General features: G+C 52.6%; 14 protein-coding genes and 1 pseudogene. 6 read left to right on the top strand and 9 right to left on the bottom strand.

Annotation, left to right across the window (positions count from 1 at the left end):
- Positions 1-2 precede the first annotated feature (2 nt).
- Entirely contained in the window at positions 3-1004 is a 1002-nt protein-coding gene (locus NDI56_RS10330) for a glycosyltransferase family 4 protein (RefSeq protein WP_310919421.1), read from the bottom strand.
- A gap of 3 nt (positions 1005-1007) precedes the next feature.
- Positions 1008-2027: an alkaline phosphatase family protein gene (locus NDI56_RS10325; RefSeq protein ID WP_310919420.1), complete on the bottom strand. Its 1020-nt coding sequence runs from the start codon at positions 2025-2027 to the stop codon at positions 1008-1010.
- A 200-nt stretch (positions 2028-2227) separates the two neighbouring features.
- Between NDI56_RS10325 and NDI56_RS10320 the strand changes: the two genes are divergently transcribed.
- From NDI56_RS10320 to NDI56_RS10305, 4 genes are all read left to right on the top strand, one after another.
- On the top strand, positions 2228-2890 hold the full coding sequence (locus NDI56_RS10320) for an ArnT family glycosyltransferase (protein WP_310919419.1): 663 nt from the start codon (positions 2228-2230) through the stop codon (positions 2888-2890).
- Between the two features lie 114 nt (positions 2891-3004).
- Positions 3005-3664, top strand: a complete 660-nt coding sequence (locus NDI56_RS10315) for a hypothetical protein (RefSeq protein ID WP_310919418.1) — start codon at positions 3005-3007, stop codon at positions 3662-3664.
- Between the two features lie 90 nt (positions 3665-3754).
- Positions 3755-4504 carry a glycosyltransferase family 2 protein gene (locus tag NDI56_RS10310; protein WP_310919417.1) on the top strand — a complete coding sequence of 250 codons (750 nt, stop codon included), beginning with the start codon at positions 3755-3757 and terminating at the stop codon, positions 4502-4504.
- A 278-nt stretch (positions 4505-4782) separates the two neighbouring features.
- Entirely contained in the window at positions 4783-5646 is an 864-nt protein-coding gene (locus NDI56_RS10305; RefSeq protein WP_335342706.1) for a glycosyltransferase family 4 protein, read from the top strand.
- Between the two features lie 34 nt (positions 5647-5680).
- Here NDI56_RS10305 and NDI56_RS10300 read toward each other — a convergent pair whose 3' ends face one another.
- The 3 genes from NDI56_RS10300 to NDI56_RS10295 form a co-directional block, all read right to left on the bottom strand.
- Positions 5681-6382: a sulfatase-like hydrolase/transferase gene (locus tag NDI56_RS10300; RefSeq protein WP_310919415.1), complete on the bottom strand. Its 702-nt coding sequence runs from the start codon at positions 6380-6382 to the stop codon at positions 5681-5683.
- 96 nt (positions 6383-6478) lie between these two features.
- On the bottom strand, positions 6479-7108 hold the full coding sequence (locus tag NDI56_RS21750) for a sulfatase-like hydrolase/transferase (protein ID WP_417935971.1): 630 nt from the start codon (positions 7106-7108) through the stop codon (positions 6479-6481).
- Between the two features lie 207 nt (positions 7109-7315).
- Positions 7316-8818 (bottom strand): flippase, encoded by a 1503-nt coding sequence (locus NDI56_RS10295; RefSeq protein WP_310919414.1) that lies wholly within the window; start codon positions 8816-8818, stop codon positions 7316-7318.
- Between the two features lie 152 nt (positions 8819-8970).
- Here NDI56_RS10295 and NDI56_RS10290 point away from each other — a divergent pair, with 152 nt between their 5' ends.
- Together NDI56_RS10290 and NDI56_RS21745 are read left to right on the top strand one after the other, a co-directional pair.
- Positions 8971-9897 (top strand): alkaline phosphatase family protein, encoded by a 927-nt coding sequence (locus tag NDI56_RS10290; RefSeq protein WP_310919413.1) that lies wholly within the window; start codon positions 8971-8973, stop codon positions 9895-9897.
- Between the two features lie 129 nt (positions 9898-10026).
- Positions 10027-10470: pseudogene (locus tag NDI56_RS21745) on the top strand (glycosyltransferase); the annotation flags it as partial.
- On the opposite strand, the gene NDI56_RS10285 reads toward NDI56_RS21745, so the two are convergent.
- The 4 genes from NDI56_RS10285 to NDI56_RS10270 form a co-directional block, all read right to left on the bottom strand.
- Positions 10458-12197, bottom strand: coding sequence for an O-antigen ligase family protein (locus NDI56_RS10285; RefSeq protein ID WP_310919412.1), 1740 nt, complete (start codon positions 12195-12197; stop codon positions 10458-10460). The pseudogene NDI56_RS21745 and the gene NDI56_RS10285 sit on opposite strands and share 13 nt — an antisense overlap.
- A 669-nt stretch (positions 12198-12866) precedes the next feature.
- Positions 12867-13853 (bottom strand): NAD-dependent epimerase/dehydratase family protein, encoded by a 987-nt coding sequence (locus NDI56_RS10280; protein ID WP_310919411.1) that lies wholly within the window; start codon positions 13851-13853, stop codon positions 12867-12869.
- Positions 13854-13983: 130 nt separating this feature from the next.
- A complete protein-coding gene (gene aglF / locus NDI56_RS10275) occupies positions 13984-14742 on the bottom strand; it encodes a UTP--glucose-1-phosphate uridylyltransferase AglF (RefSeq protein ID WP_310919410.1) in 759 nt (252 codons plus the stop codon).
- Between the two features lie 45 nt (positions 14743-14787).
- The gene (locus tag NDI56_RS10270) at positions 14788-15360 is read right to left on the bottom strand and encodes a metal-dependent hydrolase (protein ID WP_310919409.1); all 573 of its coding nucleotides are present in this window, start codon (positions 15358-15360) and stop codon (positions 14788-14790) included.
- Positions 15361-15368: the final 8 nt, after the last annotated feature.

The raw sequence follows: 15368 nt of genomic DNA, 5'->3' as shown, positions 1-15368 counted from the left end.
CTTTAACTGTCGCTCAAGAGTGTCTCCCAGAGCTCGACGTGGTGTATTGCTTGACGGCGTCTATAATTTGTAGTCCGTTCGATCGCCTGATTACTCAGTTCTTTTCTCAATTCAGGTGTACGCAGCAAGGTTCGGACACTCTCTGTGATCTCTGTCGGTTCCGGTGGGACCACGATTCCTGCTTCGCCGACTGCTTCTGGAATCCCTCCGGTGTCACTCGCAACAACTGGAAGCCCAGATGCCTGTGCTTCGAGTATAACCATTCCTAGTGAATCGAGATAACTGACGTAGATGAAAACATCTCCCGATGCCAGTATCTGCGGGATATCGTCTCGGTGGCCAAGGACTTCAACGCTATCAGCGTAGGGATATCCGGAGACGAAATGTTTTAGATTTGAGAGATACCGGCCACCACCTGCGATGCGAAATTTCACGTTGAATTCGCTGAGTAACGGTTTTATCCCTTTTAGTACCGTTTTCACGCCGTCGAGCTTTTCTTTGTAGCGCAGATTAGTGACTGTTAATAGTGATGTCTCCTCGGGGTACTCGTCCGGTGTTGCAGTCGCGTATCCTTCTACGTCGAAAACGGGCTTCGCATAGCGCCACCCCTCAAAATCATATCTTGCGGACATCCGTCTTCTCGCTTCCCTCGTCACGAAGATGCACCCATCTGCCCGAGACAGAACAAACTGTGTCGTTCTTTTAATTCCCTCTTCGATTACTCGCCCAAACTGGTTGTGTGTGTTTAGATAGTCTGCCCAGCCCTGGATATCGACGATGAGTGGAACGTCCAGATACGAACTGGCCAGAGCTGCTACCCCTCCTCGCCTGAGTGCTTCATCTGTCTGAATCGCGCTGTAATTTCCACTCGTCAGCTTCAAAAATAGCTCTAAACCATCTGCTTCGATTATCTCGACTGTGTACGGAACTGGCAAAGATTCTACTACTGCTGAAAGTGATTCAGCGTGTCGTCGTTTCTGGTAACTGAGTGCAATGGTCTCCATTACTCAGAGATATCCCAAGTCTTCGAGCTTTTCTTCCATCCCTCTGGTTTCTCGATCTGTCCTCGGATTTTGATACTTGGTCTTGTTCATCTCGATATCAAAATACGAAAGAATAGTGGGGGTGACATCGAGATGCGTTTCTATGCCAAAGTCAGTCGTTCCTGCCCAGATACCGGACGTTTCATCGTGGATGTGACGCCACTTCCAACGAGGGTTGTACGTCATCCCGTGGTCACTGATTATCAGCACATCGTCCGGGTCGATATCATCAACAAGTGATGCGGTTGTCGAATCCATCTTCTCATAGGCTTCTTGAATCCGAGAGTCACCTTCGTCTGTAACATGGAGGAGCCTGTCTAAGAGTGTAAACACGGCGAACACAAGATTGAAATCTTGATTATCTGTGAGCCAGCGAACGGTTTCGACTTGTTGCGTGTGGGCTTCATACAGGTCATCTATGTAGCCTTCGCGGACACCACCATCTTCGTCAAACTTCCGCTCTGGCTCGCCATCGTATCGCTGCCGAACGGAATCTTCGATATCTGTTGGTTCGACAGCTACTTCCGGACTAGGAAAACCGCTTATAGTAACTCCATCGGTTGGTTTTGGCGGGTAAGTAAGTGGGACAAAGGCGCCTAACGAATTTGGGACGTGGTGCCACGCCCTTTTATATGGAATATCGTCGTTCGTTGGTTGGCTGCCGAGTGCGAGACGGCGAAACCATATCCTTGCCGGTGTGTTAAGTACATCCCTTGGAATCAGACGGTCGACTTTCGAGAGGGTACGGAGCTTCCAAGGAGCATCGATCATTCCTGAAAGGGTCGCGACTCGATGATCCCACATCGATAGACCGGTCGTTATAGTCGTCCACGCCGTACCGCTGTCTACTTCGCGATTTTGCCAGAACGGCTCTGGTTGGAGGACGCCACCCTCGGTGAGTTGTTCATAGAACGGCAGATCAAACGCATCAAGATGTTCGGTTGTCGCCGCATCCCAACCGACGACAAGTAGAGTCCGGTCCATGGTGCTAACTTGAGTATGCTATGCAAATGCTTTACGCTGACTTCTTCAACTGCAGATTAAATACAGGCAAGAGCTCGTGCCACTTATGTATGAGGTTTGACCAAATACTCTGAGAACAGCAGACTCAAATGATTGTAATTTACTCTTCTATGTAACCGAGTCCAATTATGTTTCAAATCACTTCCGATCAAAAGCGACTCATGTTCCCTTATGCATTATTGATATTTGTCGGGTTTGCGATATACCTCTACATAATCGCAGTCATACAGCCTACGCTTAGCTACTGGGACGCATCTTGGTACGCAAACTCTGCGCGCCACATGATCAACGGCGGATATTGGGTAATACCACATCTCCACTACGATGACGCAGTCTTTCAGCCGTTCGTCGAGAAGCCACCACTCGGGATGTGGATACAAGCCGTATCGATGTCCATATTCGGCGTCTCAACGTTTGCAGCACGGCTCCCTTCGGTTCTCGCAGGCGTTGGCATCGCTCTGTTGACGTTTGATCTGGGCCGCCGATGGTTCAACTGGGAGACCGGAATCACGGCTGGCCTGCTGTTCTACGTCCAACCGCTCATTTTTCGCCGGGGGCACTCCATGTGGACCGCTGATATCGAGATGCTCTTTCTCTTCTTCGGTGTCGCGTTCGTTTACGCTGTTCTCAGGGCCGTCGAGGACGCACCGAGGTGGTTCTATGTGGCCGGTATCGCGGCTGGTAGTGCTGTCCTCACCAAAGGTGTGGCAGCCGGTGTATTCTTAGTCATCCTCGTTCCAGTGGCAGTACGATACCGCCAGACCCTGACGACTCGTGAAGCTGTTCTCGGCGCAGTCGCCTCGTTTGTTATCGGTGGGTCGTAGCATCTGGTAGCGTATCTCGAGGAGCCGAAGGTATTCATCGACGTCTATCTCATCAATCAAGTCCTACAGCGAAGCGCTGGGGAACTGGCGACGTACGGTGGCACGTTCAGCTTCATGAATTACCCGTACTTCGTTGATATACCCTCTTCTTACTGGCTCTTCACACCGCTGTTGGCGACCGCAATCCTAGTTTCTGTGACTGCCGGTCTCTATTCCGATGGCCGCTCGTGGTCAGAGCTGTTTCTAGTATGGTGGTTCGTGAGTGTATACGTCTTCTTCGCTGTCATCGGTGGGAATCATCTGTGGTACATCAAACCGGCCGTCGTCCCAGCTGTGCTCCTGATGGGAGCTCTGGTCAGCCAACTGTGGCGGTGGGTGACAACCGAGGTGTCAGTTCCTGTCTCCGACTCTATGCTCGATACTGTGTACGTCGTCGGTGGTCTGGCGGCTGTCGTATTGCTAATCGGCGTCATGACGTTCCCCGCTAACACCGGTACCTGGGACAACGACCAGCGCCAGTTCGCCGATAAAGCAGCGATTCCCGCCGAACAAACCGTGTACTACGACACGAGCATCAATGGCAGCAGGCAGCCCCGTGTGTTCGCCTTTTACGAGCGTAACCCAATGAGCGAGCTTACTGCGAGTGAGGTACAACAGCTGCAATCGGACTCGTACGTGATTGCCAGTTCGCAGACCTTGGAGCGATTGAATAGAGAGCATGAGGTTATACATCGTGGTAAAGACGGCGAGGCTGCGATGATCAAGGTGTTGTGAGATATCCGATCTGAAACACAGATTGCTTGCTCTCGACGGACCCCATTCAAAAGACAAAAATACTAACACTGTATCAACTGCTATTGTTCTATGACCATATCGGCGGTAGTCATCACACACAACGAGTCTAGAGATATCTCCGAGTGTTTAGAGTCCCTCTCTTGGTGTGATGAAATTATCGTCGTTGACGGACAGAGCGATGACGGGACCCGGCAAATAGCTTCCACAATTGCTGACAAAGTTTTAGTTGAGGACGACACTGACAGGAGCTCGGGATTCGATCACACACGCATGCTCGGCATCGAGGCTGCATCTAACGAATGGATTTTTTGGCTTGATGCGGATGAGAGGGCTCCTCAGGGAATTGAAGACGATATCCACGAGTGGATTAGCTCCGGGGACCGCGACATTATTTCCTTCCCGAGGAAGCACATAATATTCGGAAAAGTCACTCGTTCGTGTGGATACTGGCCGAATTACGAAAAGCGATTGTTCCGTCGAGGGAGCGTTGAGTTCTCCGAGGGTGTACATCAATTCGTCAACATCGACGAAAGCACGACTGAATTCAAGGCCCCTGCCGAGGATCAGTACGCTATCACACACTACCGCTATAGAACACGTGAAGAGTTCCTTGACAAATCGGAACGGTACTCGACTGTAAAGGCAAAACAGACAGACTACGTCTTCGGACAGTGGCTATGGCACCCAATCAGGACCTTTCTAATACGGTTTTTTTATTATAGCGGATATAAGGAGGGAATTCATGGTCTCGAGCTAAGCCTTCTACAGGCACATTATGAATTCAAATTAGCCCAGAAATCTCGTCGCAAGAACGCTTGACTACTTTCATTATGGTAAATAGCGTGCGTGTAGTAGATGCTGCCGATAACGCGTTATATAAAACAGCTTGGACATAACGGACTTAGTCACGCATGGATGTAATGCTAATACCGCCGGAGAACGAATCAAACAAATATTTATCTTCGCTAACCGATGCGATGGAAGCGAAAGATATCAACGTCCGCTCCTACTCCTGGGATTCGTATCTTCCGATACTCCGTCCAATGTCGCGGACTGGGCTACCTGACGTTGTTCACATCCACTGGCTACAATTTCTGATGATCGACTCTTCGCTCACTCTCACTGTACTAAAGACGGTTCGTCTACTAATTGAACTAACTGTAGCACGATTACTGGGTGTGAAGGTAGTCTGGACGGTACATGACCGCCTTTCTCACAAGCAACCATACCCACGGTGGGAATCGCTGTGGCGGCGAGTTGTTGCACAGCACTTCTGTGATGATTTGATCGTCCATTGTGATACGGCGCGAGACATCATCCGTGAGACATACTCTATAGGATCTAAAACACCGATCGAAGTCATACCACACGGTCACTATATCGGGCGTTATCCCGACCTCTCCAAAGACAGCGCTCGCGACGATTTGGGGATTGATGATGACCGTACCGTCTTCACATTCTTCGGTCGTATTCGCGAATATAAACAGATCCCAGAACTGATCGAAGTATTCACTCAATTAGACGAAGAGCGCGCTATGTTACTTATAGCGGGGAAACCGAGCAGTGACACATTACGACGGAGTATAAATAAAAGAGCTAAGGGGAATAATGTCCGTACTGAACTGAAATTCATTCCTGAGAAAGAGGTTGCAAAGTATTTCAAGGCGTCGGATATCATCGTTCTCCACTACAGAGATATACTCACGTCAGGAAGTGCGATCTTAGCGATGTCCATGCGACGGCCGGTTATTACTCCCGCACTCGGATGTCTCCCCGAACTTATCGAAGACGGTACTGACGGTCTACTGTATGACTCGGTTGAGCCTTCAGGGCTTCGAAACGCGATGAAACGGGCACTGGAAGTAGACCTGGATCGTCTCGGTGGGAACGGATACGACAAAATTGCAAAATTAGACTGGTCAATAATTGCTCAATCGACGATTCAAGTGTATGATAGATGACTCAGTCTTGCAAACGAGCTTGATTGGTCGTTGATTAATCCGTAAGATAGCCCAGGTCTTGGAGACGTTGCTGCGTTTCCTGTCCAAAATCGGCTTGCTCTTGACCGCTATCTGATTTCCAGATAATACCTCTGTCCGTAATAATGTCTGATAGCTTTTCAACTACATCAGGGTGTATATCACTCATATTTGTTTCCTCGTCCGGCAGATCGTACAGTAGCTGGCTAGACCCGCCTTCGATATATTTGTAATCCGTTGTGCGGACTGCAGTCACTGGATTGCTGCCCAGTTCGATATCGAATTCGCTGTTGTGCTTAGTGTAAGCGTCCATGTGAACAATCCCACGTTGGCTAATCCCGAATGTCCGACCCGTATCCCGGAGGTCTTGACCTTCGAATTGGTCGGAAGTCACATCTGTTATAGCCGACAGGGTACGCGTAACGTCAATGTGTTGGGTGACTGTTTCTTTCCCGTCTGTCATTCCGTTGATTCCTATCACGATCAGCGGAACCCTGATCAGCCCATCGTGTAACAGCAGATTGTGGCCGAGAATGTTCGACTCTCCAAAAAGGTCCCCGTGGTCGCCGGTGATAACTACTATCAACTTTCGGTTTGAGGCGGTTCGAGCTTCTTGCAGCAATTGTTTGGCCACCTCATCAGCAAAGCGTATCTCGGCGTCGTAGAGTGCTTTAATCCCTGACCATTGCTCGCGGCTAATATCCAGTCCCTGAGACATTCGGCGTTTGAGTCCCTCTGAACCGCTATATATCTCATTTACCAATGACTGCGCTTTGTCTGTGGATATTTCGATGTCGTCGGTGAATGTGTCTCGCTATTTCGATACGGGGCGATAGGGATGATGCGGGGAATCTATATGTGCATAAGCAAAAAACGGTGACTCATCTCTTTCCCTCTTATTCCAACTTTTAAAACGTCTTGGGATTGTTGCAGTCGGATTGTGAGCAACGTCGTCTTTGAGTCGTTGTAGGTCAATCGTATCTAGCTCCCTAATCCGTTCCATTGCACAAGCCCAATTTTCCTTCACAGCAGAACCCCGCTGTAGGAAACTCTCCTTGCTCACTGACAGATCATCAACTGTAGCAAACCCTCGATCCAACCCTGTGGACGAGCTTATGTATGAGTTCGGTGTAAAGAGTACTGTTTCGTAGCCACTTTGATGAAGTAACTGCGGGAAGGTGTCCAGTTCTTGCCGGAGCTTTTTCTGTGCCTTTCCGTCTTGACCGAGTCGGTGTGTGGAGAGGTACGTACCGGTCAGCATTGACGCAGTCGAAGCGGGCGTCCACATAGACTGGGAGACCGGCGTTGAAAACACAGTCGCGTCGGACCGACTGGTTTCAGATTGTATATTTGGTGTCGTGTTCCGACTGTAACCATACATCGATGTGTGGTCGGCCCGAACACTTTCAAGCGTAATCCAGAGAATATTGGGCCGCTTTTGCATATTTAGCTAAAGCGCCCACACCAATATTATCGTTTTGAAAGTGTCTATTCATCTTCCACGATATAATTAATCACGTCTAAATTATCCTCTTACAATTGACTGTTTGATGTCTGGATGAATAATATTGATAGGCAGGTTGACTGCCTGTATGATGCTGTGCTATTCTCTTTCTTCAGCTGTGTTGATGAGTACCACTTTGTATCTTGGCTATAAATGAAAGACTGAAAACACTTTCTTTATCAGATCTGTCTCGTCTTCGCTAACCCCAAGCGCATATATGACTAAAATGAAGGATAGTCCACCGATTGTCATCCCGGAGACGAGCAGAAGATATCCATCGAAGACAAGTGTGAAACTGAGCATAATTAACCCCGAGACGGCACCAGCAGTAATTGGCTTTATGTAACTCCAATCATAGGGAGATAACCCCTCGAAGTACCACACCTGCCACGCTCTTAGAACATTGATAGCGGCCAGCACACTCGCTGTCGCAACTGCAGCACCGATAACCCCGATATTTGTTATTAGAATATAATTTAATAGTATGTTGAGAATCCCGGAACCTAACTGGTTGAACATTGTTAAATACTGGTGGTCCGACATCATCAACAAATACCCGCTCGGACCGACAAGAGCATTAGTCAATTGGCCAATAACAAACAGCATCAGGATGTACTGGCCCTGACTAAACCCCTCTCCAAACACTTGGAGTATCTCTGGCGCATAAATGAGAACTGCGATCGCTGGAAACAACGATATCATAAATATCATCTTAGTTACTGCAGTGTAAATCGCCTCCAAGTCGTCGTTGTTGCCATTCTGGTAGAGCCGTGATGCAATCGGAGGGAAAAGCTGATTGAAGGCTGATAGAGGTAGCGAAAGAATACGAGATATCAGGAACGCAGCGTTGTACACGCCAACAGCGGACCCGGTAAAAAAGAAGCCGATCATAAGAATATCTGTCCGGTTATAGGCGAAGCTACCCAGTTGGTTGAATGTCAAGGGGAGCGAAAAGTTGTAATACTCCTTCGTTTCTGAGCGACTTGGACTCGCAATTCCGAGAAATTCTACTCTTTTAACCAACAGTGTGAACGCAACCAGAAAACCCAGCACGCCACTGACAATCAGACCGGCAGCTGCACCGACAACAGAGTATCCAAGAACAACTGCACCACCAACAAAAACCAAACGGAGAAAAGGCTTGACGATAGATGAAGTTATGACATTATAATCCATCCGCTCAATACTTTTGAATAGCGAATAGCTAATCATCGAGAGTGTATTGAACGGAATAACGACTGCAGTGATACGCAGTATTTCAGTAAAGAGTACATCGTCTAATGTGAACGAGGAAATCGTCGGGGCAAAAAGAAAGACGGCTCCGCCAATAGCCACGCTTGCGAGTAACGATGTTCCGTATGCTAGTGTTACCACAACCTTCCGTTTCCGAGGCTGTTCTTCATATTCTGGAATGAAACGTAGTAATGACTTGTCACCACCCAGTCGTGCTAATACATAAACCAGCGAAAATAGGACATTTATGTAAGTATAGAATCCGTATAGCCGTGTTCCCAGAATCCGGGTTAAGATGACAGTCGTCCCAAGACCTAGCGTATTGCTTGCTCCTTTCCCTAAAACAAAAAGACCTGCTCCCTCGGAGATCGATCCAAGTGAACTCTCTTTTTCACTACCGGCTCCATCCTTTTCCATCAACTACCAGTTACCTCGTGGGTTGCCGGTTGGAGACTTTACGATTACGGTTGACCTGTCCCCTGTTTCTGTGGAGGTACGATACGGACTATAGTACATCGCCAGCGCGAGGCGACAAAAATATATAACGCATGATAGACTCTACTGTGTAGATGACGGCCTTTGATTGGCTGGGACGCACTCTCTCTTATGTACGTTCTCAGGGTCTTATACCCGGGCTGAACAAATCTGCCTACGAGTTCAAGCATGGCACAGCGTATCGGATTGATGCTCGTTGGCCTGGAAATGCCGTCTTTGACTCTCAATGGGACGTACTAATTATACTTGACGCGTGTCGGCCCGACTTGCTTGCTGAGGTCAGTGACAATTATGATTTCCTTCCCAAATCACCTGCTACTATCCGGTCGAAAGGAAGTGGTTCCCTCTCTTGGATGGAGCGAAATTTCACTGACGATTGGGCCACTGAGATGACAAATACGGCCTACGTCTCCGGAAACCCATTTACCGATGAGCTGGTAGCAGATGGACAGTTCGGTTATCTCGACGAAGTATGGCGGTACGGTTGGGACGATGAGATCGGGACTGTCCCTGCACGCCCGATCACTGATCGAGCGATAGATACTGCTCGGACGAGGGATTTCGATCGGCTGTTAGTTCATTACATGCAGCCCCATTTCCCGAGCATCCCGGACCCCGTTGACTCCGGAATCGACATCGAAAATTTCGGTGACGGATGGGACTCGATATGGGACGACCTCGCTGCTGGACGTATCTCTAAAGACCGGGTCTGGAAATCGTATCGAGCCAATCTGAATTATGTTCTCGATGATGTGTCCCTACTGTTGAACAATATTGACGCCGACACGGCAGTCATTAGCGCAGACCATGGCAATGCGTTCGGTGAATTCGGGTTCTACGGACATCCACCGTATAATCCGATCCCAGCTCTCAGAACTGTTCCCTGGGTCGAGACTACGGCGACGGACTCCGGTTCGTACGAACCGACAACTGAACGTCAGACCAGGCGGGTAACCGACGACGAGGTCACATCGAGACTGGCGGATTTGGGATATCGATGAATCCGGTCTCAAGCAGGGAGAATAGTCAGTCCGAAGTAGACGTTATGATGTTCTCGTCAGACAATACATCCAACCATTATCTCGAGTCTCTTTCAGATGAACTGAGCGCTGTAAGCATTTGTTGATCTCGACGAAGAGAACTGTTCGCTCCTCGTCGCTGGCAACCCCGCTTCCGAAACAATTGAACGGAAAATTGTCAACGCCGCCGCCGGTCGAGACGACATCATCACAGTGCTTGAATTCATCGCGGACGAAAACGTCCCGACGTATTTCGCAGCAGCTGATGCCGTCGTTCTTCCGTACCGCGATATCCTCACTTCCGGCAGTGCACTGCTAGCCATGTCGTTGTCGCGGCCAGTGATCGTCCCACGCATAGGGTGTCTTCCCCAACTCATCGACCAGGACAGCGAAGGCATCTTGTACGATCCAACAGAGCCTACTGGACTGCGGAGAGCGATGGAGCGTATGCTACATTCCGACACTACTGAGATGGGCAGCCGCGGGTTCGAGCAGGCCGAAAAGCTTGATTGGGGGTCTATCGCCAGTCAGACTCGCCGAGTCTACGAAACGTAAGGAACTGAAGACTCTGACGTTTGCTGCTCTTCGTCCTCGCTACTGACAACGGAAAATGCTCCTACAGCTATCCCAGACAGGAGCCACAAGCCCACGTTCGAGGTCTGCCAGCCGTAAATAACGACCCAGAACGAGTACGCGTGAAAACCCATAAGCCCAGCTAGGGTACAACCCCAGAGTGCACGTCTTCTCGTTCTTGTCTGTAGCATTTGTTTGATTACTATATACACTACTGCAAGTACACTGACTGAATACGATACAACTCCGATGATGCCTGTTGCAGCGAGGTGAGAGAAGAACGTGTTGTGTACACCCATCGCGGACGGCACCCCGTACTCTTCTGCAACGAGGACGAAATTGTACCCCCCAATACCGAAGAAGGGGTACGCAAGCAAGAGTTCTATTGCGGCAGCGTACTGGCTGAGTCGTACGCCGAGCGTGTCAACTTCGACGAGTGGCACATATGAGAACAGCTCTATGACCCACTCGGCGACGCTCATTCCCCCGTCACCGGAGCTACCGCCTGTTCCCCCGGTAGCGTTCCCCGAAGCGCCGGTAGGAGTCCCAGTAGCGTTCCCACCGGTAGTCCCGTTGGACGTTCCAGTAGCAGGCTCTTGAGAGTCTGCCGCAAAGAAATCGTAAAACCGCTGTTGATACAGGAGCATACTTGCTACTATGCTGGAGACGGAGACAGCAACTCCGGCTAACAGATCGAAATCTCTCTCAGAAACCGATATCCAGAGCCACATAGCTGCAGTCAGAGCGAGAACGATAATCGAAGCCATCCACCCAGCGTCCGTCTCACCGATTTTGATGATGAAGACCACTGACAATATGCCGAGAGCGGAAGCAGTCGTTACTCGCCGTGACCCGTATACTCCCCAGTAAACAAGGAACGGCAACAACAGAAGCGTGAGTGCAATTAACTCTCTCACACCACCGACGAATCCCCCCGCGTATAGCCCGGTTGGGAGTGTAAGTGGACCAATTGCGAGCTCGAACAGTTCTCGGCCCCCCGCGTCGCCTAGATAAGTCAAACCGAACGTGTGACCGGCTAGCGCTTCCGCAACTGCGTAAAAGAGGTTTCCCGTAATGGAGAGTAAAAGCGGGTAGAGACAGACGAATACGCTGGTCTGATTCACGATGAAAATTGTGACGACGAATACAAGCAGATATCTCGTCTGCTGCATCGCGAACAACACCGAAGCAAACTGTGAGGGTCCATTGCCAACTATCGCGGAGGCGTACGACCAGCATACGAACGTCAAGAGGCCCAGTACTGCTACTGTCTTCAGTTTCGACTCGTGGATGCTGCTCCAATTCAATCCGTTCTGGTAGATAAGCCCAGAAACCAAGACCACCGCTAACAAATCAACGATATAGATGCTGAAATATGCCTTTCCTGGGCCACTGAGAAGTGGAACGTTTGCTCCAAATATGGAGAGGACAAAAAACCCACTCAAAAGCCCGGCAGAGAGTCGCTTCGTACGGTACGCATATACAAAATATCCAACAAAGACAACTGGAAGCACGGCGAGCAACGGGAGACTGGCCCAGACAACTAGCAACGGTGTTATGAGTACTAGATTAGTTATCAGAAAAATCGCCATGTGCGTCGTGTCTTCGACGGTGGCCTCAGTTATTGATACCGAATCGACAAATATCTCGGAGAGTATTTCGCCATAGGAACGGATGCCTGGCTGTCCAAATATCGTGCGTTGGCCCACGTTCTATCTCACTATCCCGGCTTAATTATTGTGTGAGGTTAATGATTCCGGAAATTATGTTGTTCTTGTATCTTCATTTTCCCCGTTTCTGGAACGGCAGCCGCTGAAGTGGTGGGGCCGCCAAAGCAAATAAAATCCATACCACAGGGAAGGGAAACAGCTGTTCGTTCTCTCACTTTCCGGCAACGTGAACCGCGGTAGACAAATGGATTCCCGCGATCAAGGTACAGTATAAAGATACTGACCTCGCACCGAGTGAAAAAGCTAGGATATAGTAGAACGCCCCCATTCTCGATTTTCATTTGCGTTTATAGATAAGAATGCCAATTTATACACACCTCAGACCGAGTGAATCCCCCCGGCTGGGTCCCCACACGAACTGTTCCGTATTCTACTGGTACACTTCACTCGGTGGGAGGTGTGTCTGTCACTCCGAGCGGCACATCTCATGCGAAAGCTCCGTCTTTCAGTCGTTGCACGGTGTGTCTATCACTGCAGACTGCGTCTCTCTACTCCGTGGTTTCGCACTTCACTCGGTCCGAGGTGTGTCTCTGTTCACATTCGTACTGACCCAGTTGAGTACCTGGAAACCCGTCGAGCGTAGCTATCGAGCGCAGACGCTCGACCTGACCTCGGGAAAACGCCCCGCCTACTGGAGCCGGCCCCGACTCACGACTCCATAACGAGCGGTTCGTACCACTCGCGGTTCGCCTCGTACCACTCGATGAACGCCGCGACGCCCTCCCGAATCGTGTGGCTCGCCTCGTAGCCCAGTAGCTCGCCCGCTCGCGCCGTATCCGCGTGCGTGTGTTCCGAATCGGCGTCGTGGCGTTCCTCGTACACCAGGTCGAGCTCGGGCGCCAGCTGGTCGCGGATCTCCGTGGCGAGCGTCTTTATATCGATGTTGTCGGTCGAGCCGATGTTCACCGCTTGGCCGTCGGCGGCGTCCGATTCCAGCAGCGCGACGTTCGCCTCGACCACGTCGTCGATGTAGGTGAAATCGCGCGTCTGGGTTCCGTCGCCGTAGATGACGGGCGGCTCGTCGTTCACGCAGCGCGAGACGAAGTTCGAGATGGCCATGTTCGGTCGCATCCGCGGGCCGTAGACGGTGAAGTAGCGCAAGGCGACGACGGGGAAGTCGTACACCTCGCCGTAGGAGCAGGCGTAGCGTTCGGCGGCCAGCTTCGAGGCCCCGTACGGCGAGACGGGCGTCGTCGGGTGCTGTTCGTCGTAGGGGAGATACCGGGGTTTGCCGTACACCGACGAGGAGGAGGCCATGACGAACCGCTCGATGCCCGTGTCGCGGCAGGCGTCGAGGATGTTGAGCGTCCCGTCGACGTTGACCGCGTCGTACTTGCGGGGGTTCTCGACGCTCGGGCGGACGCCGGCCTGCGCGGCCTGGTGGTAGACGTAGTCGGCGTCGCCGACGAGGTCGGTGACGAGCTCGGCGTCGCGCACGTCGCCGTCGACGAGTTCGTAGCTGCCGTCGCCCTCGCGGGCGGCCTCGCGCCCGACCTCGACGTTGTGTTCCTTGAGGTCGAGGTCGTAGAAGGGGTCGAAGTTGTCCAGCACGACGACCGAGTGTCCGTCGCGGGCGAAGCGCTCGGCGAGATGGCCGCCGATGAAGCCCGCGCCACCGGTGACTAGAATGTGCATTACCGGACGGGCGATGGCCAGTACGTAAAAGTTGTCGGCTCGGTCACGGCCCCGTCGACAGCAGCGCACGTGGCGTCGGGGCGGTCCGCTGCGAGGCCGGCGACGTCGGGGTCACACAGACTGCGGGGGCTCAGTCGCCGTCCGAGCCGATGGCGTCGGCGGCCAGCTCCGGGTCGACCTCGCCCTGGAGACGCTGTTCGGCCTCGTCGCGGTCTTCGGGGTAGCCGATGTCGTTTCGCCAGCCGTCCATGCGGATGGCGTCGATGGTCCGACCGGAGTGAAGCAGCAGGTCGATGGCGTCGCTGATCTCGTACTCGTCGCGGTTGGAGGGCTGGACGAGGTGGCAGGCGTGGAAGATGGCCGGCGTGAACGTGTAGAACCCGGTCATCACGAGATTCGACGGCGGGTCGTCGGGCTTCTCGATGACCTCGGTAATTTCGCCGTACTTGTTCGTGTCACAGACGCCGTAGCGGGAGGCCTCCTCCCAGGGGACCTCCTCGACGAGGAAGGCGGCGTCGGCCCGCTCCTCCTGCTGGCGGTTGACCACGTCGTTGAGATTGGCGCTGAAGATGTTGTCCCCCAGCATGAGCATGAAGTCGTCGTCGACGTCCTCTTCGACGGTGAGCAGGGCGTGTGCCAGCCCCTTCTGCTCGCGCTGGTGGGTGTAGGTGATGGGGACGCCGTCGAACTCGTCCTCGAAGTGGTTGATGATGGCCTGTTTCTTGTAGCCGACGACGACGAGCAGTTCCTCGGCGCCGAGCTCGATGAGCTGCTCGAAGCAGTGTGTCAGAATCGGTTTCCCGGCGACCTCGACCATCCCTTTCGGTTTGTCCGCGGTCAGCGGGCGGAGACGGGTCCCTTCACCGGCGGCGAGTACGACAGCCTTCATGCCCACCTGTCGTTCGTGCCCGGGTAAAACTCTTGTTGGCCGGAGTCACCGCCCCGACAGCGCCGCAGTCGCGACGGCGGCCCGCCGTTTACACCACCGTCCGACCGTCCGGAGTCCGGGGGCACCGTCGGCGGCCCAGACGACCGTGGCGACCGCGAACAGGCCGACCTCGGCGAGCAGCGCCGCGGTGAGCTCCGCGGCGGCGAAGTGGGCCAGAATCCCGGCCGATTCATCGTACGGCGGGAGCGAGAGGATCGGCCAGAACAGATACGCCAGCCCGCTGAAGTCCCCGTCGAGCAGGGGGTAGAGCCCGTCGGTCGCGAGATGGGCGAGATAGCCCAGCGCGAACCCGGCCCACGCTCTCCGGGCGGCGGCGCTGTCGACGCGCCACCACAGCAGCGCCAACAGCGGAACGGCGACCAGCAGCGAGTGGGCGCCCGCCCGGCCGGAGGGCAGGACGCCGAACGTCCACGCGAGCGGTTTGTCGAGGAGGTCCGGAAACTGGGTCCCGACCGCGAGCGGGAGCACCGCGCCGGCCGTCGGCGCTCGCCCGTACCGCGCCCGAACCCAGAGCGCACACAGGAGGTAGCCGACGGCGGCGTGTCCCCAGGGCCACATGTCTATCC

Source organism: Halomicroarcula saliterrae (assembly GCF_031624395.1).
GTDB lineage: Archaea > Halobacteriota > Halobacteria > Halobacteriales > Haloarculaceae > Haloarcula > Haloarcula saliterrae.
This window is presented reverse-complemented; position numbering and strand designations above follow the sequence as displayed.

Coding starts and splice junctions, on each gene's coding strand:
- NDI56_RS10315 (WP_310919418.1), top strand. CDS start 3,005: ATGAATTACCCGTACTTCGTTGATATACCCTCTTCTTACTGGCTCTTC.
- NDI56_RS21750 (WP_417935971.1), bottom strand. CDS start 7,108: ATGCAAAAGCGGCCCAATATTCTCTGGATTACGCTTGAAAGTGTTCGG.
- NDI56_RS10270 (WP_310919409.1), bottom strand. CDS start 15,360: ATGTGGCCCTGGGGACACGCCGCCGTCGGCTACCTCCTGTGTGCGCTC.
- NDI56_RS10280 (WP_310919411.1), bottom strand. CDS start 13,853: ATGCACATTCTAGTCACCGGTGGCGCGGGCTTCATCGGCGGCCATCTC.
- NDI56_RS10305 (WP_335342706.1), top strand. CDS start 4,783: ATGATCGACTCTTCGCTCACTCTCACTGTACTAAAGACGGTTCGTCTA.
- NDI56_RS10320 (WP_310919419.1), top strand. CDS start 2,228: ATGTTCCCTTATGCATTATTGATATTTGTCGGGTTTGCGATATACCTC.
- NDI56_RS10295 (WP_310919414.1), bottom strand. CDS start 8,818: ATGGAAAAGGATGGAGCCGGTAGTGAAAAAGAGAGTTCACTTGGATCG.
- NDI56_RS10290 (WP_310919413.1), top strand. CDS start 8,971: ATGACGGCCTTTGATTGGCTGGGACGCACTCTCTCTTATGTACGTTCT.
- NDI56_RS10310 (WP_310919417.1), top strand. CDS start 3,755: ATGACCATATCGGCGGTAGTCATCACACACAACGAGTCTAGAGATATC.
- aglF (WP_310919410.1), bottom strand. CDS start 14,742: ATGAAGGCTGTCGTACTCGCCGCCGGTGAAGGGACCCGTCTCCGCCCG.
- NDI56_RS10330 (WP_310919421.1), bottom strand. CDS start 1,004: ATGGAGACCATTGCACTCAGTTACCAGAAACGACGACACGCTGAATCA.
- NDI56_RS10325 (WP_310919420.1), bottom strand. CDS start 2,027: ATGGACCGGACTCTACTTGTCGTCGGTTGGGATGCGGCGACAACCGAA.
- NDI56_RS10300 (WP_310919415.1), bottom strand. CDS start 6,382: ATGTCTCAGGGACTGGATATTAGCCGCGAGCAATGGTCAGGGATTAAA.